Origin of the sequence: Arthrobacter sp. zg-Y238, assembly GCF_024385525.1 — a bacterium.
GTDB classification, from domain to species: Bacteria; Actinomycetota; Actinomycetes; order Actinomycetales; family Micrococcaceae; genus Arthrobacter_B; species Arthrobacter_B jinronghuae.
The window spans coordinates 519,660-542,653 of record NZ_JANFLU010000011.1; the positions used below are offsets into that span (position 1 = coordinate 519,660).

The window sequence follows — 22,994 nt, forward strand, 5'->3', positions numbered from 1 at the left end:
TTCCTTTCACAACGAGACCAAGGAGCGGTACTTGCGGCGCATTGAGGCAGCACCGGCCAAGAGGTTGAGCAGGAACAGGCAGCCATAGGCGATGAGGAACGCACCCTGGTTGCCCCAGCAGGCAAACACCCAGCACAGGACGCCTGCATCGGAGGGAAGCAGCAGGAAGGAACGCAGCCGTGACGGCGCCGGCTCCGGGCGGCCGGCCTGCCGGTGCCGGCGGACTAATTGCTCCGCCAGGATCTGGCTCATGAAGTGCCCGGCCGACAGGAGGCAGTACAGCATCGGCAACGCCAGCATCAGGCGGGAGGCATCTGTGTGGAGCGCCCATCCGCCTAATACGGCCAGATGGACGGCCGGGGTCCGGACGGAATCCACCACGTGGTCCAGCCACTCTCCGGCCGGGCCGCCGCGCCCGGTCACCCGTGCCACTTGGCCGTCAGCGGAATCCAGCACGTAGCCTGCCGCGAGCAGCACGGCGGCAGCCATACCTGTGATGACCCCGGGCGGCCGCAGGAGCAGCAGCAGGAGCCCGCACAGGGACACTGCTGCGCTCGCCGCCGTCACCATGTTGGGAGAAATCCGCAGGGCGACGGCAGCAGCGGCGGCATAGCGCGCGAGCCTGCGGTTGATCCAACGGGTATAGGCAGGGACGCCTGCCCCCGGCTTCTGCGCCTCGTCCAGCTGCGCCAGGCAGTCGCGGAAGGATACCCCGCCGGTCCTATCCCGCTCGGCGGCAGGTGCCCTGTTCATCTCCCGACCCCGCATTTCATCGGCGCAGGTTCATGGACGCGGTGAGATCGAAACTGGCGCTCGGGGTGGAGCGGTAGTTGGAGTGGACCTCCGCGCTGATCACGTTGGTGCCGGTGGTAAAAGCGCTTCCGGGCACGGTAACCACCACGGGTGCGGCCACCGCTGCGGCCGTACTGGGGGCTGCAGTGGCGTAGGTGTTGTGGTTCGGTGTTCCCGCCGGCATATTGGCGCGCGCTACTTCCACGCCGTTCACATAGACCACCACGCCGTCGTCGGCCCTGGTGGTCAGGGTTACCGAGGCTAATTGCGACGGGTCGGGAACCTGCACGGTTTTGCGGTAGTGGCTGGAAAGCGGTTTGGTGCCGCTGGCCGTCAGGGTTGTGCCCAGATTCGTGGTGCCCCAGCCGAGCGCAGCAGTTCCGGTGCTCCAGCCGGCGTCATTGAAGGCGGTGCCGGTCCATCCCGTTGGAGGCGCTTCCCCGCTGAACCGGTACTTCCACTGGCTGCCGGCTGGAATCAGTGCCTGCGGAGCAGGAGGAACAACGCCCGTCGACCCGGCGGCCGCCGTCGTCGCCGAGTAATTGCCGGCGGCGTCCGCAGCGCGGACGTAGTAACGGGCCCCGGCGACGGCGGGCAGTGAGAATGTGGTGGCCGTGGTGGTGGCTACCACGCGGTCGTTGCGCAGCACATGGTAGAGAGCGGGAGAGCCGGCTGCAGCGGACCAGCGAAGCGTGTCGTTTCCACCGGCGCTGCTGACAGTGAACCCGTCCGGGGTGGAAGGGGCCGTGGCATCGGCGGGGGCGAACCGTGCGTAGCCGCCCGACCACTGGCTTCTGCCGGCGGAGGATACGGAGGAGACCAGGTCTCCGCCCGCCCACAGGATGCCGCGGCTGTCCACAAATGCGGACCAGATTCCGTACCCGGCCCGTCCCTTCATCACCGGGTTGAATCCCGGAATGTACTCACCGGTGCCGGCGTCCCAGGCGCCGATCAGGTTGATTTTGTCCGCCATCTGGAAATTCGATCCGACGCTGGGCCAGGTGGAGGCCCCGCTGTAGTTCCAGTGCCCGCAGTGGCAGGAGCCGTAGACAATGCCGTTGGCTGCGCTGACATCCTGGAAATCGCCGCCGGACAACGTGATGTTCGTGGACTGGCGGGTGAGGGTAGCGGTGTCGAAGCTGAAGAGGGAGTGCTCCGCACCGCCAACCCATACGCGGTTGCCCACTTCTTCAATACCCTGCTGGTATCCCGCTCGTTCACCCGAGCTGGGGACGAAGTTCCAGGGCACCACCGAGGCACCGGCTCCGGTGCCGATGGCGGCGGCACGGTAAGTGTTGGCCGTGTTCGAGGTGGAGAAATAGCCGGCCGCGTAGAGGCGCTGGCCGTCTGCTGAGGGGTCCACATCCACGACTGTCCCGTTGAAGGCCGGGTTCCAGGTGCCGTCCGGCTGGCCGGTGGCTGCGGCCACCCTTGCAGCCGACCGTGCGTAGACGGGGTTGCCGGTGGCGCCGGTGAGGTGTGTGAAGGCGCCGCCGACGTACAGCCAGCCCTCCCTGACCTCGAGGCTGCGGATCTGCACCGCACCGCCGCTGACCCGGTTTTCGACGCCAAGCCGCCACCCCGGGGCGGCGGCACCGCTGACGGGATCTATTGCGGTGACCGCACCGGCAGGCTGACCGTTCAGGGTGCTGAAGGTGCCTCCGATGGCAAGGGTTCCGTTGGGGAGTACGGCCAGGGCCTTGACCTGGCCGTTGAGGTTGGGCCGGAAACCCGAAATCCATTCGCCCGTGTTTACGTCGAAACCGGCGAGGTAGGACTGTTCCACGCGCCCGGTGCCGGCGGAGTCCTTCTGGACATAGCGGAAGTTCCCCGCCACGTAGACGGTGTTGCCGATCTGTGCGAAGGCCTGCACCTCGGAGTTCAACTCACCGGATCCGTTGGCCAGCCCGGTAACTCCCCACGACGTCGGTACGGCGCCGGTCTCCGGGCGGGCCTGCTGGGTGTTGCCGGGCGTACCCGATGCCGGGAGGGCAGTGAACCCCGCGTTCGCCTGCGTCAGCTTGGGCCGCAGATACATCTGGGTGAACGGACGCGGGTTACCGGCGGTGGCGGTATTCGACCAGATATAGGTTGAAGCCGAGTTCTCCCCGCGGGCCTGGCTGCCGTAAGCGAAGCCCTGCGTCCAGCCCTGCGCTTCGGCTTCGGAGGTCACCACGCGTGAATAGGTTTGATCCGTACCGAAACTGGCGGTCCGGCCGCCGGTAAAGGCGGTGGTCCCGAAGCTGCCGGAGGTGACCGGCGTGGCGGATCCCAGTGCCCAGGACCAGCGGGGCTGGTTATCGGTGCGGTACCGTACTTCCTGCCATTCGCTGCCGGTCTTATCCAAGGCCCGCCGCAGCCGGACGCCGTCCTCAAGCTCGTCGGGCGCCTGTCCGTTGAGCAGCCCGTCCACCAGGTTTGACGGCAACTGGCGTGGGGTGAAGGCGCCCGTGCCGGTCACCGTCCCGCGTACCTGGGCAGGTGTGCCGATGCCTTCGTAGAGTTCCTTCCACCCCTCGCGGCCGCGTCCGATCAGCACCCAGCCGCCGCCGTCGGTGGTTTGGTCGCAGTAGAACTGCTCCGGTGCGGCCATGGCTGGTGTGAGCAGCCAGTACACACCCGACGGCGCGGACGGGCTGGTCTGTTTGATCTCCCAGCAGGAGGCAGCCGCCGATGCCGAAGATGCCCCGTCGACCGCGGCCGGTTCCGCCGTGCTGGCCGGAAGGGCGGTAGCCAGTGTGGCGGCGGTTGCGAGCGCAGCCAGGGCCGCACACAATGCGGCGGATCTCCTGGGGCGGGGCAGATTTTTCATTGTTGGTCCTTTGGGCAAGGTGGGTCAGCAGGCAGGGTCGTCTGGAAAACTGTGGGATACGACTTTCCAGGTGCCGTCGCGTTCCTGGAGGTCGTAGTAATTGAGGGATTTTCGGCTGCCGGGTTCCGTTGCCGCCAGCAGCACTTGTCCGTCCTGGTCCTTCAATTCCATGGCGCTGGAGTCGATGCAGATGGACAGCCTGCGGATCGGTCCGCCCTCGGCTTCCAGGTCCTCTACTGCCTGCACGGACAACACTTCGGCGGGACCGGATTGGATCCATCCGTTGTCCTGGAATTCCTCGAACTGTCCCGTGAGCTCGCCGAGCGCGGATCCGTCCGCGATCCGGGAGTAGTCGGGTGGGGTACCGCGTTCGTTTTCGTTCGGCTCCACCCGCATGGCGGACGCCGTCTCGATGAAGCCCAGCAAAGCCTCGCGGGCGGGTTCCGGCAGTTCCAACAGGGCCGGGGACGAGGTGCCCTCCGGCACGGGGGCGGCACCGCCGTCGGTGCCGGGGCCCTCGTTGTCGGTCCCGGTGACTGCTTCCGCAGGTCCGCCCGTTGCAGGCGGTTTTTCAGCAACGGGAGTGGATCCCGACGCGTCGCGGGGATCCGCACTTTGGCCGGTAGCGTGTGGAACGGCAGTCCAGGCCCCGAAAATGAGCAGGCCGACCACGACTGTTGCCGCCAGGACATAGACGGTTCTCATTCGGGACGCCCGGGTAGTGCCCCCGCCAGCGGTACGGGGAGGAGAATTACGCATGTGTACCTCGAAATCTGTGAGACCTAGGGGTGACCATAGGGAGGCAGCCGCAGTCGGGGAAGGGTTTTCGTGCAGGTCAAGAGTCGGATCGAAAAAAACGGGTGAAGTACGGCTATCCACGCACGTAGTTCTGAGCATTTCGGACGGTGCCGGAGCGTACTCACAAGTAACCGGGGATGCGCGCGCCCGGAGCAGGTCCGTCGAACTAAGGCTGGACTCAGGTGCGGCTGGTGTTCACACCGTGGAATGATTAGCGCAGACTTGTTTTGCGTAATGCCCGCAGGGTGTTGGTCGGTCTCTAGCTGAGGAGATTCTTTCGTGCCTGTTGTTTCCACTCCCGCCAGCCTCCGGCGCGTCGGCGGTCCCCTGGACAATGCCGAGGTGGAGAGGATCCGGAACGACTTTCCGATCCTCGACCAGGAGGTCAACGGACACCGGCTTGTCTACCTTGACTCCGGCGCCACCTCCCAGAACCCCTTGAGCGTCATCGAAGCCGAGCAGGAATTCTACGAGCAGCGCAATTCCGCAGTCCACCGCGGCGCGCACACCCTCGCCGTCGCCGCCACCGACGTCTACGAACAGGCCCGCGAAACGGTGGCGGCCTTCATCAACGCCCGCCCCAATGAGCTGGTGTGGACCTCCAACGCCACCGAAGGCCTGAACCTCCTGGCCTACTCCTTCTCCAACGCCTCCCTGGGCCGCGGGGGAGAGGCGGCAGCCCGGTTCGCGTTGAAACCCGGAGACGAAATAGTCGTCACCGAAATGGAGCACCACGCCAACCTGATCCCGTGGCAGGAACTCGCGGCCCGCACCGGAGCAACTCTGCGGTTCATTCCGGTGGACGACGACGGCGCGCTGCGGCTCGAGGAGGCCGAGCAGATCATCGGGCCGCGCACCAGGATCCTGGCGTTCAGCCATGCCTCCAACGTGCTCGGCACCATCAACCCGGTGGAGACCCTGGTGGCCATGGCGCACCGCCACGGCGCCCTGGTGGTGCTGGACGCATGCCAGTCCGTGCCGCACCTGCCGGTTGACGTGAAGGCGCTCGACGTCGACTTCCTGGTCTTCTCCGGGCACAAGATGCTCGGGCCCACCGGCATCGGCGCCCTCTACGGCAAGGCCGAACTGCTGGATGCCATGCCGGTGTTCCTCACCGGCGGGTCCATGATCACCACGGTGACGATGGAAAAGGCCGCGTACCTTCCGGCTCCCCAGCGCTTCGAGGCCGGAACCCAGCGGATCTCGCAGGCAATGGCCCTGGGCACAGCGGCGAACTACCTCACCGAGACCGGGATGGACCGCATCCACGCCTGGGAAGCCACGCTCGGCCAGCGCCTGGTACAGGGCCTGGAGCAGATTGACGGGATCCGCGTGCTGGGTCCGAAGGCAGGTGAGGAGCGGATCGGCCTGGCGGCGTTCGACGTCGCCGGCGTCCACTCCCACGACGTGGGCCAGTTCCTGGACGACCAGGGGATTGCCGTGCGCGTGGGACACCACTGCGCCCAGCCGCTGCACCGCCGGCTGGGGCTGGTCTCCACCACCCGTGCCAGTACGTACCTCTACAACACCACCGACGACGTCGACGCGTTCCTTGCCGCGGTAGCCGGCGTCCGTCCCTTCTTTGGAGTGAAGTAAATGAGTTCGGACCTGCAGCAGCTCTACCAGCAGATCATCCTGGAGCATGCCAAGCGGCGCCGCGGCGACGGCCTGGCAGCGGCCCCGGACGGGGTTGCTTCGGGGGAGTCCCACCAGTTGAACCCCACCTGCGGCGACGAGATCACCCTGCGGGCCGCCGTCGACGGTTCCACCGTGCACGGCATCAGCTGGGAAGGACAGGGTTGCTCCATCTCCATGGCGTCTGCCTCTGTGCTGACCGAACTCGCGGCCGGCTTGGAGCGGGACGACGTACTCCACTTGGTGGACGAGTTCCGGACGCTGATGCGTTCGCGGGGCAGCATCGAACCGGATGAGGAAGTGCTCGGCGATGCCGCGGCGTTCGCGGGCGTGGCCCGCTACCCGGCGCGGGTCAAGTGCGCCATGCTCGCCTGGGTTGCTCTGGAAGAAGCACTGCTGGCGGCAAACTGACGCTCCGCGTGCGGCGGCGTGTCGCCGACGCCGGGCGAGACATCCGCTCCGTACGCTGGCGGCATGACCAGCCAACTGGATACCTCCGTCCTCCGCGACCCTGTGCCCGCAGAGGAGATCGCAGCCCAGCGGCCCACCGGTATTGCCGGACTGGCTACGGGGTCCAGGCTGTTCCTGGCGGGTTTCGCAGCCGCCTGCCTGGCAGTATGGCTGGTCTGCTCGATGGGTATTGCTGAAGCGACGGTGGACTCCTTTAACCTGGACGCGTCAGCGATCAATGTGGGATCGGGGATCTTCCTGGCCGGACTCCTGGCCGCCGCGGTCGGTTTCCTCCTCCAAGGCGCGAAAGAGGATCCCCGGATCACGGCCGCAAAGCTGAACCGGTTCGTACAGCGGAACGGGTTGTCCTACAAGGCGGACCCCAAGCTTCCCAGGATCGATGCCACCATCTTCGGAGAGGGCCACCATCCGCAGTCCTGGAAGCGGTTCCGTAACGGACCTGCCCACCTCTTTCCGTTCGAGGTTGCCCATTTCTCCTACCGGACGGGCTCGCGGGCCCGGAACCGGAACGACCGGCCGTCGGTCGTAACCTGGACCTACGCCGCGGTCACCGCGGAGCGGCGGCTGCCCCGGATGCTGCTCGATGCCAAGGGGAACGATCCCTGGCTTGGCTCCAGCGTGCCGGTCAGCCTCGCCAAGTCGCAGCAGGTTCCGCTGCCGGAGGACCTGGACCGCCACTTCACCCTGTACGCCCCGGAGGGGCACGAGGCAGCGGCCCTGGCCGTCTTCACGCCGGAGGTCGTGCGCCGGGTGCTCGCGGACGCGCCGGGGTTCGACGTCGAAACCGTGGACGATTCCATCATCTTCTTCACCCGCGGGGAACTTGATCTGAGCAGCGAAGGAACCTGGCAACGGCTCTCACAGGTCATCTTCGGGCCCGGTGCCGCGCTGGTGGGGCTGGCGAACGGCCCGGTGTCCGCGCAGCGGTTCGCCAGCGGTGCCGCGCAGCCGGTGCCTCCGGAAGGCCGCACGCTCAAACGCCGCACCCTTACCCCCGCCCTGATCTGGACCCTGGGCGGTTTCGCCGTCCTCGTGCTGGCGCGTTTGCTCCTGACCGGACCACTGAACGGACTGATCTAATGGGTTTGCTGGATTTCCTGGACGGTACCAAGCGTGCCGCCAAAGCCTCCGCGGCAGCCGCGACCGAGGCGCTGGTGGCAGACATGACCGCGGCCCTTTCCCGTGATGCAACGGTGTCGACGGATTCCCTGGGGGTTGGCATCACGACGTATACCGCAGCGATTACCGGCGCCCGCCGGGAGCTGCCCCATCTGGTGTCCCGGCTGAACGGGGCGATCACCGGGCTGGGCCGCACCGATGATCTGGAGGTGCGGATCGCGGAGTCGGCTGCTCCCGATGCCCCTTTTTCCTCGTTGCTGATTATCGGGCAAAAAAGGGACGCGGACATGCTGGACTTCCTCGTGCGGACGCATGACCAGTTGCTCGCAGGGTTCCCGGGGACGTCGGTGCTGGTGGACGGCTCCTACGGAGGATTTACCGTCAGCGGAGTGGCGCGCGACGACGCCGTGCCCGCCGCCCGCCGCCTGATCACCTGGTGGGAGGACATGCTGGCCGCGGAGCTGGAGCACTGGCCCTTCTCCGAAATCGAAATGACCATCGGCGGGACAGCCGAGGAACCGGACATCAGCTACTCCGTGGACCTGGATGAACCGGAGGACAATGCCGCACCAGTGCCCCTCGAGGAGAAGCGGCAGGAAGCCCGGCGGGCGGTTGCCGCCTGGACCCGGAGCCTTCCTGACCTGGAGGCCCTGGCCAAGACGCGGGTCCGCTCAGGCTACGCCGTGCGGTTCAGCTTCACGCCCACGAAGTTCAAGCCGCAGGTGATTGTGGAAGAGCTGAAAACCGGCGACGAGGATGAGGACGAGACCGCCGAGGTGGTTGCGGCAATCCGGTTCCACCATCCTGCGTCGACGGTGAAGGCCTGAGACCCGGTTACGGCCGGCCCATGCTCCGATAGGTCCAACCGGCGGCGCGCCACGCGGCCGGATCCAGCACGTTGCGGCCGTCAATGATGTTCTTGTCCGTGACCAGCGGGCCGGTGGCTGCCGGGTCCAGGGCCCGGTATTCCTTCCACTCGGTCAGCAGCACCACGGCATGGGCGCCCAGCAGGGCGTTTTCGGCCACCGGCTCATAGTTCAGTTCAGGGAAGCGTCCCTTGGCGTTCTGCAGGGCCTGGGGATCGGTCACCGTGACCGTGGCACCCTGGAGCTGCATCTGCGCGGCGGCGCTGAGGGCAGGGGAGTCCCGTACGTCGTCGCTCTCCGGCTTGAAGGCGGCACCCAGGATGGTCACCCGCTTGCCCAGCAGGGAGCCGCCGCAGATCTCCCGCGTCATCTCGACCACCTTGGAGCGGCGACGCATGTTGATGGCGTCCACCTCGCGCAGGAAGGTCAGGGCCTGGTCTGCGCCCAGTTCCCCGGCCCGTGCCATGAACGCACGGATGTCCTTGGGCAGGCAGCCGCCGCCGAAGCCGACGCCGGCGTTCAGGAAGCTGCGTCCGATGCGCTCGTCCATGCCGATGGCGTCGGCCAGGGCGGAGACGTCCGCTCCGGAGGCCTCGCAGACCTCGGCCATGGCGTTAATGAAGCTGATCTTGGTAGCCAGGAAGGAGTTCGCGGCGGTCTTGACCAGTTCGGCCGTGGCGTAATCCACCACCATGCGCGGGGTGCCGCCGGACAGGGGAGTGGCGTACACCTCGTCCAGGGCGGCGACGGCGGCGGTTCCGGTCTCGCCGTCCGGCACGCCGTAGACAAACCGGTCCGGGGTAAGCGTGTCCTGTACCGCGTGCCCTTCGCGCAGGAATTCCGGGTTCCAGGCCAGGACGGCGCCGGGGGCGTCCTCGGCCAGCTGGTCCGCCAGGCGTGCGGCGGTGCCCACCGGGACGGTGGACTTGCCCACCACGATGTTCCCTGGTTCCAGGTAGGGTGCCAGGCCGGCGACGGCGGCGTCCACGTAGCGTAGGTCGGCGGCGTATTCGCCCTTTCGCTGGGGAGTGCCCACACAGACAAAATGCACGTCGGCACCGGCGGCGTCCGCCATGTCCGTGCTGAACGTGAGGCGGCCGCTCTCCAATGCTTCGGCAAGAAGCTCGGGCAGGCGGGGTTCGAAGAATGGTGCCCGGCCTGCGGCGAGGTCCTCGATCCGGGCGGCGTCGACGTCGATTCCTACAACATCATGTCCCAGCTGGGCCATGGAAACTGCATGTACGGCGCCCAAGTAGCCGCAGCCAATAACCGAGAGACGCACTGTTACCCCATAAGGAATCGATAGCGGAAGACGGCTACCAGCCTATCGCCTGCACAGCCGTGGCTTGGAATGCTGACCGGGGCCTAGGTAGAAAAGCGTTCGGGGCAGGTAATGACTACTCTTCTCCTGCGACCTGAGTTGTTAATAGCTTCGAAACCATGAGCACAGTGGAACCGAGAAGAGAGTGGCGCCGTAAGCGGCCGCGCCGAACGGGAGCCGAATGGGCCAAGTATGCGGGTGTCGCCGTCTTGGCACTGGTGACCGTGGCAGTGGTGGTTTTCGCCTTGGGGTGGTGAACAAGGACGAACCGTGACGGAAACGCCAAAGGGAGGGTGGAAACCGGTTGGTTTCCACCCTCCCTCTTTAGCTGTTAGACCAGGCCCCTGCGGCCCCGTGAACGGCTGTTAGGCGTTCTTGCGGCGGGCGATCGTGACGGTAGCTACGCCTGCACCAAGCGCCAGGACGCCTGCGGCACCCCAGAGCATCATGGCGGAGTCAGCACCGGTGTCGGCAAGGCCGGCATCTGCAGAGGCGTTGGCGCCGGTTCCGGTGCCTGCGGCTGCCTCAACCACTACGGTGTTGGTGACTACCTTGCCGGACTGCACGCCCGTGGCCGTCAGGGTGTAGGTTCCGGCTTCGGCCAGGGTGACCTCGACGGCGAAGTTGCCGGCTGCATCGGCAACGGTGTTGTAGCTGCCGATCTGCTGGGCCAGGATGATCGGGCTGCTGACGCCGGTTCCGCCGACAACTACGGGGTTATTGGCGTAGGTGGCCGTTACGAGGACTTGCTCCCCGGGGATGAAGCCGGCGCCGCTGAAAACAACCGCCGAACCGGGGGTTACAACGCTGTCGCTGACCGTGCCGGTGGCGGGAGCAGGGTAGCTCTCAAGGGCGCTGGCAGCTCCGGCGCCAGCGAAGGCAAGGGCTCCGGTCAGAGCAAGTGCGGATACGGTTTTTTTCATGTGAGACTCCCCGGTGTGCGTTTGATAAGAGACTGTGTGGTTATTGACGGTCGGCTCACACCAAGAACCCGTAGAACCAAGCCAAGAATATTTCTATTTGCAATTAGTGTCCCCGGCCGCCTCCCGGATCGACCAGGTATACCTGCGTCCCTCCGCATAGCTTTCATGGAGTGGAACATGATTACGGTAACAGGTGTTGCCCCTACTTCCAAGACGTATGTTATATGGAAATTGAAAATCAACGATCAGCTACAGGATTCGCCTCGGTCAACTGGAAGTATTACATCCTTCAGAGGCTGGACGGACGGTGTGACTTGGAGCTTCGGTTCGGAATTTTGGACCACCCGGGAGAACTCGATATCCACTACTGCAGATTCGCCCGGGGCCAATTCCAGTGTCACCGTGCCCACGGGCCGCTGACCGTGTTTACCGGCACCAAATGCTATCGGTTCTCCGTTTATCCGGGCTGATTCGACGAGAGACTGGGCGGGACCATAGACAACATAATTTGTACGGAAGTGTCCGGGCTCCACCCCATACACTCCGGCGCCTGTGACATAGGCCGGAAGTGAGGCAGCAGCGTCCTGTGGAGCGGTGTTTTCCACCGTGAGCTGTACGTCGTAACGGCTGTACCCGTCGTCTTGGCACGTCTGCAGCAGTTGGGCCGTTCTCGATGCGAAGTAGTCCATTTTTGCCCCAGTTCCATCGTTGAAATATGCACCGAAGGACGCGCCGCCGGCATTCGCTCCAGTCACGGAACCGGCCAGACCGGTAGTGGCAATAATGTCCTGTTCCTCTTTGTTCTGGGACCAGAGATATAGGCGGTTTTCCTGAACGCTGGTAGTCAATGCAGGGATCAATCGACTACTGTCTCCCTGCCCGTCTGTGAAGGCCGAGAAAACGCTGGCAGCTACGGCAGCGAAGTACGCGTCCTGAGCAACGGGATCTTCGATTTCACGGTAAACATCGGATAGGAGTGTGGGAACCACATTGTCCTTAGTCAAGGACCTCGGCAAGGATGTCCCGTCGATGGGGCGAACCACTGCTGGGTCCGTTAAATCCACTGGTCCCGTGGCCTCCAACAGGTGGGCCAGCACAACAGGGTCCAGGGCGAGTACTCCATCCACAGTTTTCCCAGGCCGTCGTTCCTCCCACATTCTTTTGGCCGTTTCGGCTGCGGTTGGAAAATGGGGGGTAAGGTTTACATTCTGCATTTGCGTCCCGAGCCGCGCCGTGTAAAGGCGCTCCTGCTCCGGGTCCACTTCAAGGGGCGGCCTAAAGGCCTCCATGCCCGCAGCGCTGCTCTGGTCGCTCAGGCTGATTTGTCCATCCTTGACCGTCAGCACTGCAAGGGCTCCTGGAATACCGCCTGTCGCCCTCGATTCAGCACTGTTCTGGACCAAGAGTAGGTAATTGCGTTCCCCATCAGTACCGAGCATCGGTGGTAGGAGCTGAGCCGCCGACGCTGCCGTGCCCAGAGCGGTATCGACAGATTTCAATTGCTCGGTAGCGGAACGAATCGGATCCGCGACTTCCGGAAGGAGGCGCGACAGATCGATTGACGCCAGCCGGTCATGGGACAGACGTACGGTGTTTGCTGCCGTGGAAATGCTAGGGGCAGCCTCCTTGAGTTGGGCAGCATCGATCCGGCCATCCGTCGGGGAAAGCGCTTGCCAGTCCAGGGATTCGTATTGGCCCAGTAATGGTGCAACAGCCCGGGCGGCAACATCGTCGGCTGAAACTGCAACTTCCGTCACGGCGGCAAAGTTGGCGCCGACAACGGGAACTGCTGAAGCGACTTTCCACAACGGTCCGGTGGCGGTTGCACGAGCGCTCGAGGTGCTCTCACGCATCCGGTCAAAGGTCACCTTCCCGTCGCTATAAGCACCCTCTCCTAGCTCCGCACGAAGCACGGGCACCAAGCTCATCGCTCTTTCGAGGTCTGTGCGGACCGTGGAGACCTGCTGGGTCAGCATAACTACGGCTGCGCTGGCTACAACAGCCGCGGCGATAGCTCCGATGGCTGCCCGACGAAGGGCGCGTTTCCTCAGACCGGTGTGCCCTTTTGCGCGGACAGGTTTCGCTGCTCTCGGCTCGGAGTCGATGTCTGGGTCAATCGAGGTCATTGATGTAGGCCTTCGTCAGGAGGAATAAGAAGGGGTAGTTCGCATTTGAGATGCCATTGAACAGCACTGTGACGGGTTGACTGCTGCACGACTGAGCCCTAGGGAGCGCAGGGTTAAACCGCGCCTTCACTCCTAAACACCGCGCGAAATGTCTTGAGAAGGATGACTATGTCCTGTGTGAGCGACCAATTCTCCACGTAGTACAAATCGAGTTGAATCGCTTCTTCCCAGGTCAGGTTGGAGCGGCCACTTACCTGCCACAATCCGCTCATACCGGGACTCACAAAGAGACGTCGGTGGGCGGCGCCGTCATACAGTGCAACCTCGTGCTCACGTTGCGGCCGTGGACCTACTAAGGACATATCTCCTAAGAGGACGTTTAATAGTTGGGGCAACTCGTCGAGTGAGAACTTTCGCAGGATTCGTCCTGCGGAAGTGATTCGTGGATCATCCACGACCTTTGACAACGGTTTGTCGTGTGTACCTTGCTGCTCTAGCAGGGCAGCGAGTTCAGCATCCGCATCTTGCCGCATGGAGCGGAACTTCAGCATGCGGAATGGTTCGCCGCGAACGCCGATCCGTTCCTGGGAGTACAAGACAGGCCCTGGGCTGGTTAGTTTCACGACGACAGCAACTGCGGCGAACACAGGGGACAACAAGAGGATAAGAAATAGCGACCCGACCATGTCAAAAGAGCGCTTAACAAACCATCGCCATCCCGTAAGGCTCGGAGTGGAAACATGGATAAGAGGTAACCCGGCAACCGGCTGTGTGTGAATCCTCGGACCGGCAATGTCCGTAAGAGCGGGGGCCATGATCATCCTGACCTGCATTTCAGCAAGTATCCATCCGAGCTCACGAATAATTTTGGGAGACAGAGGAACCCCACTGGATAGCGCTACGACGTCCGGTCTGACGGACCTTACGGATTCCACTATCGAGTCAACGGATCTGCTTTCCCCAAGATTGGGAAGGCCTAGAGATGGATTCGCGACAGTTCCCGCCGGAGCGCCGGGTAAATAAGTAGCAATGGGCACATAGCCGGCCATTGGCTGGCTAAGTAGCGCTCGGGCCAAATGCTCAACACCATGGATACCCCCAATGAGCATAACCGTGGAGCTGCTGGCACCACGCTTCCGTTGGGTTCGAAGGTAACTGCGCAATAAGGTACGAGCAATGAATAGTGACAACACACCGGCTGAAAGCGCCAGTCCGACAAACCCTCGCGCGACCTCTAGACGGAAGATGTATGAAACTGTTGCTACTAGGCCAAAGAGCCAAAAAGATGCACTAAGCAGACGCTTATACTCTTCCGTGCCGTAGCCCAATACGGTTGTGTCCCGGCTGCCGCAGAAACCAAGCATGGCCCACCAGATAACTGAGAGAGCCACTGTCATCACAACGTACGGCTGGCCCTTCATCTGAATGAGATCTTGACCGGACGGCGCTCCAAACCTCAGGACTAACGCTCCCGACATCGCCCACAAAACTACTCCGGCATCAACCAGTTGCAGTAGCAGCGAGTAATTCTTACGCCAGTCAGATCGTTTTGAATCTTTTTTTAGTGCGTAGGTAGCCAGCCCCCCATGAGCTTCCACTAGCGGCGCCCGCCGACTGCGTGATCAGAGTCGCGGCTAGGCTTTTTCGAACGCCGAGCGGCTTTCATGTGGCTACCGTTAAAAGCCTTCGCAGGATTTCGACTCTTACGATGTGAGTCAGGCTTCGAGGCGTAGGAATAGTAGCTATAGGCGTAGGCATCGGGGCCTTTCGTGGGCAGGAGGTTGACAACGACTCCCAACAAGTCAGCGCCTACCAGATTCAGAGATTCCAGGGATTTTTCCACGTCGTGTGTGCGGACCTTCCCAGCGCCAACGACCAAGACCACACCGTGACCTTTTTGGGCGAGAACGGTTGCATCGGTAACGGGGATAAGTGGAGGTGCGTCGATTATTACGACGTCGAAGTTACTTTCCAGTTTCCGGATCAACGTTGCCATAGCATTCGATCCAAGTAGTTCACTTGGATTCGGGGGCACACGGCCAGAGCTTAGGACATACAACTCCTGTTCCCCCCACGGTTGAAGAAGGTCCATGACATCAGCAGATCCGACCAGGGCGGTTGTGAGTCCCGCACGTCCTTCGAGCCCTAGGTACTCCGCTACCATAGGGCGCCGTAGATCAGCATCTATGAGCACGACGCGTTGACCATCCTGTGCCATAGCAATTGCCAAATTTGTCGCCGTTGTACTCTTGCCCTCACCTGGCAGTGACGACGTCACCAACATCGTTTTGGACTTGCTACTCACATTGGCAAACTGCAGATTGGTACGTATATGACGGAAGGACTCCGCGCGAGGACTCTGGTGCCCCGCCTGAGTCAGAAGCGGTTTCTTTGACGCGTCGCCGTCGAACGCTACACCGCCTAGAACGGGAGCCTTAGTGATGCTTGACAGATCGTTTTCGCTACGAACTCGCGTGTCCGAAGACGATCGAATCAGCGCGCTCACCAGGCCGGCCAGCAGCCCTAAGAAGATTCCAATCACGAGATTGAGACCCATATTGGGGCCCGACGGAGATTCGGGGGCAACTGCCGGAGTGACTATGGAGAGCCGGACAGGGGACGAGACAGCTTCCGCAGGGCGCTCAAGCGTTTCAACCTGCTCAATGAGGCTATTGGCAATAGCCTGAGCTAAGGCAGCAGCCTGCACCGGAGAGTCGTCGTCCACTGCAATAGATATCAGTACAGTATCGAGGTCAGCCGATGCCCGAACCTGGTCCAGCAGCTCAACAGGTTCTATATCCAGGCCGAGTTCGTCAATTGCTGGCTGGAGGACGGCAGGGGTCTTTACGGTCTCAACGTAGGACTTTACCCGTCCTTGGCTGAAAGTATTTCCCTGTTGTAGCTCTGATACCGCGCCTGAATTCTGAATTGCCACGAAGAGGCGTGTGTTGGCTGTATACGTTGGGGAAGAAACCAAGGTTATTCCCGCTGCCGATAGGAGCCCGAGACAGCTGGCCACGACAACTAGTGTCCATTGCCGCCTCAAAATCCGTACGTACTCGTTGAGCTGCAAGTCCTAGGCCTCCTAAATGGGCGATATAATCCGAAACCGGTGCGCTGATTTACCGGTCAAGGAACCCACAGGCTTTAGTTCCGCGGCCTGACTCTAGAGCTAGGAGACGCAGAAGGGATATGCCCGTGTACGGTTGTCACTTGTGAGCAGTAACTAGACCTATACTAGCGGTACAAACGTACGTCTATACGCACGACTTTCAGCGAAGATACCGACAGCTTCTGGAGTTGTAAGACCCCTGGATAAGTCAGATTGGGGCGCGATGCCGTCAACTAGTTCGACCAAGTGGTCACTCGTGACCGTAACCTACAACAACTCGTCCGTTCTTAAGCGTTACTGGGATAACCTAGAATGGCCCGCCGGTGTGGAGTGGATAGTCGTCGACAACGCATCTTCCGACGACAGCGTCGCCGTAGCCGAAGCCCTTGGAGCCCGCGTTATCGCCTTACCGAAGAATTGCGGTTTCGGAGCGGCCAACAATGTTGGATTCGATCACGCCTCGGGGGACTATGTCGCCTTTGTTAATCCCGACGTGACCGTAGATTTCGGTTCCCTGGATATTCTTCGAGAAGTCATTGATACCGCGAACGCCCTCGTGGCACCACAGTTAACGAACGATGACGGGACGTTGCAAGCCAACGGACGCGGTCTGCCTTTCCTTCTGCACAAAATACGCCATAGGCTTGAGCCCTCAAGCCTAGACGAACAGTACCGCTTGTTCAGTAACGATGGTGAGGACAGAGAGGTTTCTTGGTTCATTGGTGCGGTAGTAGCGGGAACTAAGGAAACCTTTGCGAAGCTAGGCCCTTGGGATCCGGCCTTTTTCCTCTACTATGAGGATGCCGACATTTGCCTCAGGGCGAAGAAAATGGGTCACAAATCTATCGTGTGCGGAAGTGCCCGCTGGGTACACGGATGGCAGCGCGAAACAACGTCATTCAGGTTTGTCCCCTGGAAACGAGAGCTAGCGTCGATGGCGAAGTTCTATTCACGCTACCCTGCACTCCTCTCACTATTCCCGTCAGGCACCGCCAAGAAGCTGCGGGCTACGGAGGAAGCTAGATCATGCGTATAGTGTTCGACATTTCAGGTGCCACCGAGATGTCCGGAGGCATGCGGCTGCACGCAACCGAAATCGTCAGGGCATGGGCGACAAGGTATCCAGAGGACCATATAACCGTTTTCGGTACTAGGTGGGCGGCGGACGAATTCAGAGACTTGCACCAAGTTCGGGTGCTGAAATGGTCAAACGAGGGAATCCCCCTAAGATTTTTCGGCCAGATATTTGTTGCTCCTTCAGTACGACGTCTGCTAAAGGCGGACTTTCTGGTCTCGCTTAGTCCTATCGTTTCACCGCTGACGGCCAAGCGGCGTGGGGTGTGTTTCCAACATGACTGGCGGCATATTAAAAATCCGGACGAGTTTTCGAAGGCCAAGAAGGTTTACCGAAAGTTGTGGACATTATCAGCTTCGCGTGCCCTTGTGAATGCGTGCATATCCGAAAAGACTAGAGATGAAACTCTCACCATCGTTCCTGGATCGAGGACCATTCTCGTCTCCAACGGGGGCGATCACCCCTCACGATGGAACACGGTGATGGAAAAAGAGGCAGAGGATCTTGCTGGGTCTATTGTGACCTTCGGGCATCACAACAATAAGCGGCCTCATCTAGTGATCGAGGGGTTTGCTCGCTTCCTTGCCAGCAATCCAGAATCTAAGGCGCAACTTGTTGTGTTGGGGGCGCGAGGATCCTTACAGGAGAGACTCGAAAGCCTCGCCAGTGGGCTAGGAATCACTTCTCGGGTAGTGTTCCCAGGGTTTGTCTCGGATACTCAGTACCAGAATATCGTGGCGCAGGCAGTCTGCATTGTGCTTGCCTCCAGCGACGAGGGTTATGGTCTGCCCATGGCGGAGGCGGACTACTTTGGGTTGCCGGCTATAGCGACATCGGACAGTGGCCTCGATAGCATTTTCAATAACTTGATTGTTGCTGAGCCGACATCGTCAGGTTTGGAAATTGCGATTAAGCAGGCGCTGACGGTGGATACGACCTCGCGCGCCAAGACCCTGCCATCATGGCAGGACTCAGCATCTGTCCTCCGACGTTTTTTGTCGACCGTTGCCCTGGCGCATTAGCAGCACGCGGAAGGCAGAGGAAGGTTGAGGCCACGGGTGCAAAATCGATGCGACAGGTACTGATGAAAAACGCACCGAGCCTGAATCACAAAGGGCTCATAAGAATCACTTCGCGGATGGGTGGGTTCGGAGCAACTGCTCTGCTTTCGGGACTGATTAACGTTGCCACTATCCCTGTTGTCGTTGCATCCGTAGGCGCGAATGCTTGGGCCAGTATTGCTGCCGGCCAGGCTGTGGGTATTATCGGCAGCATTTTGATCCACCTTGGATGGGGGATTACTGGGCCTGCAGAAATCGCCGCAACTGCGAATGACCTGGCACGGAAGCACATCTACCGCGAATCCATCGCTTTTCGAGCGGTAATAGTTCCACCAATATTGGTTCTTGTCTCATTTATTTGTTGGAATATTGTTCCGCCCGCATACTCCATAGCAGCTGCCGTCGCAGGTATCGGATCCGCGCTTCTCGGGCTCACAGCTGCGTGGTATTTCGTCGGGAAGGGCGATCCAGTTGGACTGATGAAGCTGGATACACTGCCAAGAATCCTGCCGACGGTCGCAGGCGCGGCGCTGCTTCTTATCTACCCCCACGAGATTGTGTTCTCGCTTGCAATCGTGGTCTCTTCAATTATGCCTCTCCTGATGGCCTCACGAGCTATCTCGGTAGGGGCTAAGGGAAGTAGTTATGTTTCCTATCTGACCATGGCTCGTGCACGAAAGCTGCTTCATTCACACGCGTCAGGACTCGTCGCGTCAATCGTTTCTCAAGCCTATCGCTATCTGCCTCTGATCCTGGTCACCGCAATAAGGCCTGACCAAGCAGTCGCATACGCTTTGATAGACAGAATTATAAAGTTTGCAGAAGCAGCGGTGAAACCTCTTTCGCAAGGTTTGCAGTCTTGGATTCCCACCGCCGGACCCAGCTACTTGACCTCGAGGGTCCGGAACGCCATGCGTGTCGCAAGCCTTGGAGGCCTCGCTGCGTTTTTATTCTTCCTGCTACTGGGTCCTTTTGCTAGCAGCATTCTAGGGAACGACTCGATCGAAATTTCAGCAAACCAGTATCTACCTGCCGCGCTGGCAATTGGTTTGACGGTCGTTACGCAAATGGGGATGCTTGGGTTATTAGCACTAGGGCATCGTTCATCCGTAGCATTATCTGTATGCGTAGGCGGCGGACTCGGGCTAGGAATATTGTGGCCTGCGGTGACATGGACCGGAGCAACTGGCGGTCTCTATTGCCTTGTCCTCGCGGAGGCTGCAGTATTGGTATTCCAAGTCGCTGTTCTTCGACGCGATTTCACGGTCCGCAGGCGCCGCAGAACTTGATAGCGCTGGGTGCTGTTACGCCTTCGGCCATGCGTGCGGAAAGGGAGCAGGCTTTTCGAAACAGATCGGTCCTATTGACCCAAACGCTGACTTGCGATGTTGTTTGTGTCCTCAAGCGTGCCGTTACGGTCCCGGAGCAGAACGGTATCTAGACACGGTAATTGGGTCGTTGGGCGGTGCCCTACTGATTGCCCGGCACGGACTTTTCCTGAGCGAGCTCTTACTTCAGGGGGTGCTGGTGCTTCAGCAATCTCATAGTCGCCAATGAACGGTCTTCGACTACTTCGGTTCGGCAGATGTCTCGGATATAGCTCTAAGTTCCGGAGCTATCTCCATTGTCATGGCGGCAGACGAGATGCGAAGGCGGTGCTTACATCAGTGTTTTCCCGCACTTTGAACATTCTGGGCCGTTTCCGGGGCTAAAGAAGTACCGTTTGCGGGCAGAGCTCCTGGGGGTTGGGTGCCTGGACCGACTAGGGCGAACTATAGATCGCCGACTGAAGCTTGGGACGTTACCCGGAATGAGATGTCAGCTAAGTTTTTGGGGATAGTGGCGCTCTATTCTTTTTCGAAGATGGAGGGCGGGAATCTCTACGAGCTGATAGAGCAGGATGCCGGATATAACGCCAGCGGTCGAAAGTATGGCGACGCTGGCCAGCATAGGCATTTCGGACAATACCGGAGCAAAGAATTTTGCCAGCGGATAATGAACAAGATAGATACTGTAGCTTGCCAGGCCTACCAGTTGAATTGGGGCCCATCCCATGGCCCGATAGAATGGCCTTTTGAAACGCGTGGTCGCCGGGACCATTCCATAGATGATGACTAATACACCTGCGATCGCATGGGCACTTGGCCTAAACGCGTGCTCAGCCCATCCATCACGGAGTGCCATACCTCCAAGGAATAAGAAGGCTGCAACCCAAAGTGCCCAGTCCTTGCCGAGTTTCGACAACCATTTGGCCTGTCCATGCTCCCACATGTAGACCAAGACTGCGGCCAATACTCCCCAAGCAATGGCATCGAGGCGAGTATCGGTGCCCCGAATGACGCGAATGACATCGTTCTCTTGACTTAGGAATACCCTGATCAGTGTCGAGCCTATAATCGCGCAGATACTCGCCGTGAGTAGTGCTTGCCGCCACCACGTTGAACGGATAATCATTACCCACAAGGCGGCGAAAACGATGTAAAACTGCTCTTCAACAGCGAGCGACCAAACGATCGTGCTTCCAGGAAGGACTTGATCATATCGCTGATAAAAAATCTCGACCCAGTTATAAGAAAAGAATATTTGGCTTAGGAAGGCGATCCCGTCTACTTTATGGTTTATGCAGTAGATAAGGGTCGGCAAGACAATGGCAACAGCAAACGGCGGTGCGATTTTGAAGATGCGACGAAAATAAAAACCGCCTGCCCTGAACCCGTTTGTTCTCTCTCGCTCGCGGATCAAAATGTGAGTAATGATAAAGCCGCTGATTCCGAAGAAAATTGTCACCCCGCTATCGCCGGGCACGAATGTATAGCCAGCGTGCATCGCGACTACCAATAAGACAGCTAAGGCACGTAGGCCATCAATGTGGTTAAACCTGTTGACCTGATTCTTCGGTACATCCAACGCCTTCAACGATGACATCTAGTCCCCCATGTGTACGCACCCCAGCGATGCCACTGGTCTAATTGTAGGTGAGGTTTCCCCGGTACGCGTTCGCGCTCCTTGCTTGACTGATGCCGGCGCGCAGGCCTTGTTGTGTTGGGACGCTGATCCCCGTGTCCTAATCGCGAGCAGTGATGATTATCGAGGTGGGCTCGGTCCTTACCGACATTTGTGCAGACTTGACCAAGCGGTACAGGTTGACCTGGTTCCAGTGCCGTAGCCGGCGTCGGAAACGGCTACGAATTGGAGTCTCGGCTTCGTCCTTATGATTTGGTCTCGGGTAATCCTCCTTTCTCCGGGAGGAACGGGACCGGACGAAAGATGGTCGCTAATCCACGCTTCGGTGTGGAAGACCTAGTGCTGTTAGAGCGTATTGTGGAAGTCATGAGGGAAAAATCTACAGCCCGTCAAGGTCCGCATGTAAATCCATGGGCGATCCCTTTGTTGGTCACGGCACTTGCTGCTGCCGTATGGTTAGCGTCCAAAATTGACTCCCCGGGGCTAGCGGTCCTCGCGACAGTTAATGCACTTGCCTGTGGAGCAGGCATTATAAGGTCGATAGTGAATGGCCTGCGACCCGTAGCCACAGTTTTTTTCACGTTCAGTTTCGCATGGCTGGGCGTTGCGCCGATCATACAGATATCGGAGTCGACGGTCGCGTGGGGGGATGGTGCAGCTCTTTACGATCCCATGCGCGTGGCTACGGCCCTTGCCCTGAATCTCGCTGGCACTGTGGCTTTTTTTGCAGGTGTCGAATTCACCAGAGCTCGGTATAATAAACGGAGTTTCGTGCATCCGTACCCGATGCCTGCGGGCCGCATACGTCCCTGGGTGTTGTTCGCAGTCATTGTTCTAGGTATAGCGCTGATGCCTATAGCGATACAGGCAAACGGTGGTCTTGCATCGCTATTTCTCACGAGAGCAGAGTTGTCCGCGCAGCGTGCCGAGTTGGGAAATTCCTATGATGAAATCGGCGGACCTGCGCATGCGCTAACAGTGCTTCTCCCGGGGTCATTGGCCATCGTGGGCGCCCTCCTCTGTATATATGCGATTCAGGGCCGATGGACGAGCTTCATGCAGATTCGGGTGGCCCACTTTGTGGGCCTTTGCGTTGCCTGTGTGTCTCTGGTGCTCTTCAGCAACCCTATTGCTAATAGTCGTTTCACAGCTGCTGCAGCATTCGGCACACTTTTCCTCGCGTGGATACGACCTCGGTCTGCAAGGTGGGGGTATCTCTTTGCGGGCTTTATGTTGATCGCCACGCTACTTATTTATCCCTTGGCTAATGTTTTCAGGTCCCAAACGTTCAACGTTTGGACCGGAACGGAGGCGTTTACTAGTCCAGATTTTGACGGCTTTCAACAGGTTATTAATACGTTGGACTATGTTAGCGATTATGGGCACACCTGGGGGATTCATATTCTCTCTGGCATTGGTTTCTTCGTGCCTAGGTCTATATGGGCGGCTAAAGCTGAGCCAGCATCTGAGGCTATTGCGGCGAACGCTGGATACGTTTTTACCAACTTGTCACTTCCCATTCACGCCGAGTTTTATCTCGAGTTTGGGTGGCTCGGTCTCTTAGCAGGCATGGCTGTTCTTGGAATAGTTGCTGGTCGTCTGGACGGAGCTTGGCTGAAGGCACCTGGGACGAAAGCAGCGATGGTCGCCCCCTACGTTGCATTCGCAATGCTGGGCGTTATCCGGGGTCCTATCGGGGGTGCTACTCCGGTCTGGGGTGCGGTGGTGGTTCTGCTGATGTTGGGAATCACAAGCAGGGAAAAAACCTCATCTCCGGAACTGGTTGAGGCGGCGGAGCGAAACACAGCTTTGAAATAAGTTCGATCGACAAGAAGCGTGATGCAAGTAAGGTATGGAAGGTATACCGCATCCCTTCCCACTCAAGACATCGATCCCGCCAATTGGTATGCGCGTGCACT

The 22,994-nt window shown here is 60.2% G+C and carries 18 protein-coding genes; 9 read left to right on the forward strand and 9 right to left on the reverse strand.

The features are described from left to right. Nucleotides 1-6: 6 nt before the first annotated feature. The 3 genes from NNX38_RS14140 to NNX38_RS14150 are packed head-to-tail and all read right to left on the reverse strand — an operon-like array spanning nucleotide 7 to nucleotide 4,309. The gene (locus NNX38_RS14140; RefSeq protein ID WP_255798569.1) at nucleotides 7-753 is read right to left on the reverse strand and encodes a CDP-alcohol phosphatidyltransferase family protein; all 747 of its coding nucleotides are present in this window, start codon (nucleotides 751-753) and stop codon (nucleotides 7-9) included. 16 nt (nucleotides 754-769) lie between these two features. Continuing rightward, on the reverse strand, nucleotides 770-3,604 hold the full coding sequence (locus NNX38_RS14145; protein WP_255798570.1) for a fibrinogen-like YCDxxxxGGGW domain-containing protein: 2,835 nt from the start codon (nucleotides 3,602-3,604) through the stop codon (nucleotides 770-772). Between the two features lie 24 nt (nucleotides 3,605-3,628). Continuing rightward, nucleotides 3,629-4,309 carry a hypothetical protein gene (locus NNX38_RS14150; protein ID WP_255798571.1) on the reverse strand — a complete coding sequence of 227 codons (681 nt, stop codon included), beginning with the start codon at nucleotides 4,307-4,309 and terminating at the stop codon, nucleotides 3,629-3,631. 372 nt (nucleotides 4,310-4,681) lie between these two features. Between NNX38_RS14150 and NNX38_RS14155 the strand changes: the two genes are divergently transcribed. The 4 genes from NNX38_RS14155 (at nucleotide 4,682) to NNX38_RS14170 (ending at nucleotide 8,454) form a co-directional block, all read left to right on the forward strand. Further along, complete coding sequence (locus tag NNX38_RS14155) at nucleotides 4,682-5,998, forward strand: cysteine desulfurase (protein WP_370646459.1); 1,317 nt, start codon at nucleotides 4,682-4,684, stop codon at nucleotides 5,996-5,998. Then, nucleotides 5,999-6,448 (forward strand): Fe-S cluster assembly sulfur transfer protein SufU, encoded by a 450-nt coding sequence (gene sufU, locus NNX38_RS14160; RefSeq protein WP_255798572.1) that lies wholly within the window; start codon nucleotides 5,999-6,001, stop codon nucleotides 6,446-6,448. Nucleotides 6,449-6,511: 63 nt separating this feature from the next. Continuing rightward, nucleotides 6,512-7,588 (forward strand): hypothetical protein, encoded by a 1,077-nt coding sequence (locus tag NNX38_RS14165; RefSeq protein ID WP_255798573.1) that lies wholly within the window; start codon nucleotides 6,512-6,514, stop codon nucleotides 7,586-7,588. Further along, the gene (locus tag NNX38_RS14170; protein ID WP_255798574.1) at nucleotides 7,588-8,454 is read left to right on the forward strand and encodes a hypothetical protein; all 867 of its coding nucleotides are present in this window, start codon (nucleotides 7,588-7,590) and stop codon (nucleotides 8,452-8,454) included. The genes NNX38_RS14165 and NNX38_RS14170 overlap by 1 nt, the downstream gene beginning before the upstream one ends. A 7-nt stretch (nucleotides 8,455-8,461) precedes the next feature. Here NNX38_RS14170 and NNX38_RS14175 read toward each other — a convergent pair whose 3' ends face one another. Continuing rightward, entirely contained in the window at nucleotides 8,462-9,775 is a 1,314-nt protein-coding gene (locus tag NNX38_RS14175) for a UDP-glucose/GDP-mannose dehydrogenase family protein (protein ID WP_255798575.1), read from the reverse strand. A gap of 158 nt (nucleotides 9,776-9,933) precedes the next feature. On the opposite strand from NNX38_RS14175, the gene NNX38_RS14180 reads away from it, so the two are divergent. Continuing rightward, on the forward strand, nucleotides 9,934-10,071 hold the full coding sequence (locus NNX38_RS14180; protein ID WP_255798576.1) for a hypothetical protein: 138 nt from the start codon (nucleotides 9,934-9,936) through the stop codon (nucleotides 10,069-10,071). Nucleotides 10,072-10,179: 108 nt separating this feature from the next. Here the strand turns inward: NNX38_RS14180 and NNX38_RS14185 are convergent, their stop codons facing one another. The 4 genes from NNX38_RS14185 to NNX38_RS14200 all read right to left on the reverse strand — a co-directional run bounded on the left by NNX38_RS14185 (nucleotide 10,180) and on the right by NNX38_RS14200 (nucleotide 15,936). Then, a complete protein-coding gene (locus tag NNX38_RS14185; RefSeq protein WP_255798577.1) occupies nucleotides 10,180-10,737 on the reverse strand; it encodes a peptidase in 558 nt (185 codons plus the stop codon). A 245-nt stretch (nucleotides 10,738-10,982) separates the two neighbouring features. Beyond that, a complete protein-coding gene (locus NNX38_RS14190; RefSeq protein WP_255798578.1) occupies nucleotides 10,983-12,605 on the reverse strand; it encodes a DUF4012 domain-containing protein in 1,623 nt (540 codons plus the stop codon). 371 nt (nucleotides 12,606-12,976) lie between these two features. Continuing rightward, on the reverse strand, nucleotides 12,977-14,461 hold the full coding sequence (locus NNX38_RS14195) for a sugar transferase (protein ID WP_255798579.1): 1,485 nt from the start codon (nucleotides 14,459-14,461) through the stop codon (nucleotides 12,977-12,979). Further along, nucleotides 14,461-15,936 carry a polysaccharide biosynthesis tyrosine autokinase gene (locus NNX38_RS14200; protein ID WP_255798580.1) on the reverse strand — a complete coding sequence of 492 codons (1,476 nt, stop codon included), beginning with the start codon at nucleotides 15,934-15,936 and terminating at the stop codon, nucleotides 14,461-14,463. The genes NNX38_RS14195 and NNX38_RS14200 overlap by 1 nt, the downstream gene beginning before the upstream one ends. Nucleotides 15,937-16,231: 295 nt before the next feature. Between NNX38_RS14200 and NNX38_RS14205 the strand changes: the two genes are divergently transcribed. The 3 genes from NNX38_RS14205 to NNX38_RS14215 are packed head-to-tail and all read left to right on the forward strand — an operon-like array spanning nucleotide 16,232 to nucleotide 19,400. After that, nucleotides 16,232-17,011: a glycosyltransferase gene (locus tag NNX38_RS14205; protein ID WP_255798581.1), complete on the forward strand. Its 780-nt coding sequence runs from the start codon at nucleotides 16,232-16,234 to the stop codon at nucleotides 17,009-17,011. Then, nucleotides 17,002-18,072 carry a glycosyltransferase gene (locus NNX38_RS14210; protein ID WP_255798582.1) on the forward strand — a complete coding sequence of 357 codons (1,071 nt, stop codon included), beginning with the start codon at nucleotides 17,002-17,004 and terminating at the stop codon, nucleotides 18,070-18,072. Before NNX38_RS14205 ends, NNX38_RS14210 begins: the two co-directional genes overlap by 10 nt. Next, nucleotides 18,012-19,400 carry a hypothetical protein gene (locus NNX38_RS14215; protein ID WP_255798583.1) on the forward strand — a complete coding sequence of 463 codons (1,389 nt, stop codon included), beginning with the start codon at nucleotides 18,012-18,014 and terminating at the stop codon, nucleotides 19,398-19,400. Before NNX38_RS14210 ends, NNX38_RS14215 begins: the two co-directional genes overlap by 61 nt. Nucleotides 19,401-19,929: 529 nt before the next feature. Here NNX38_RS14215 and NNX38_RS14220 read toward each other — a convergent pair. Then, nucleotides 19,930-21,036 (reverse strand): acyltransferase, encoded by a 1,107-nt coding sequence (locus NNX38_RS14220; RefSeq protein ID WP_255798584.1) that lies wholly within the window; start codon nucleotides 21,034-21,036, stop codon nucleotides 19,930-19,932. A 1,095-nt stretch (nucleotides 21,037-22,131) separates the two neighbouring features. On the opposite strand from NNX38_RS14220, the gene NNX38_RS14225 reads away from it, so the two are divergent. After that, nucleotides 22,132-22,893: a hypothetical protein gene (locus NNX38_RS14225; RefSeq protein ID WP_255798585.1), complete on the forward strand. Its 762-nt coding sequence runs from the start codon at nucleotides 22,132-22,134 to the stop codon at nucleotides 22,891-22,893. The last annotated feature ends 101 nt before the right edge of the window (nucleotides 22,894-22,994 follow it).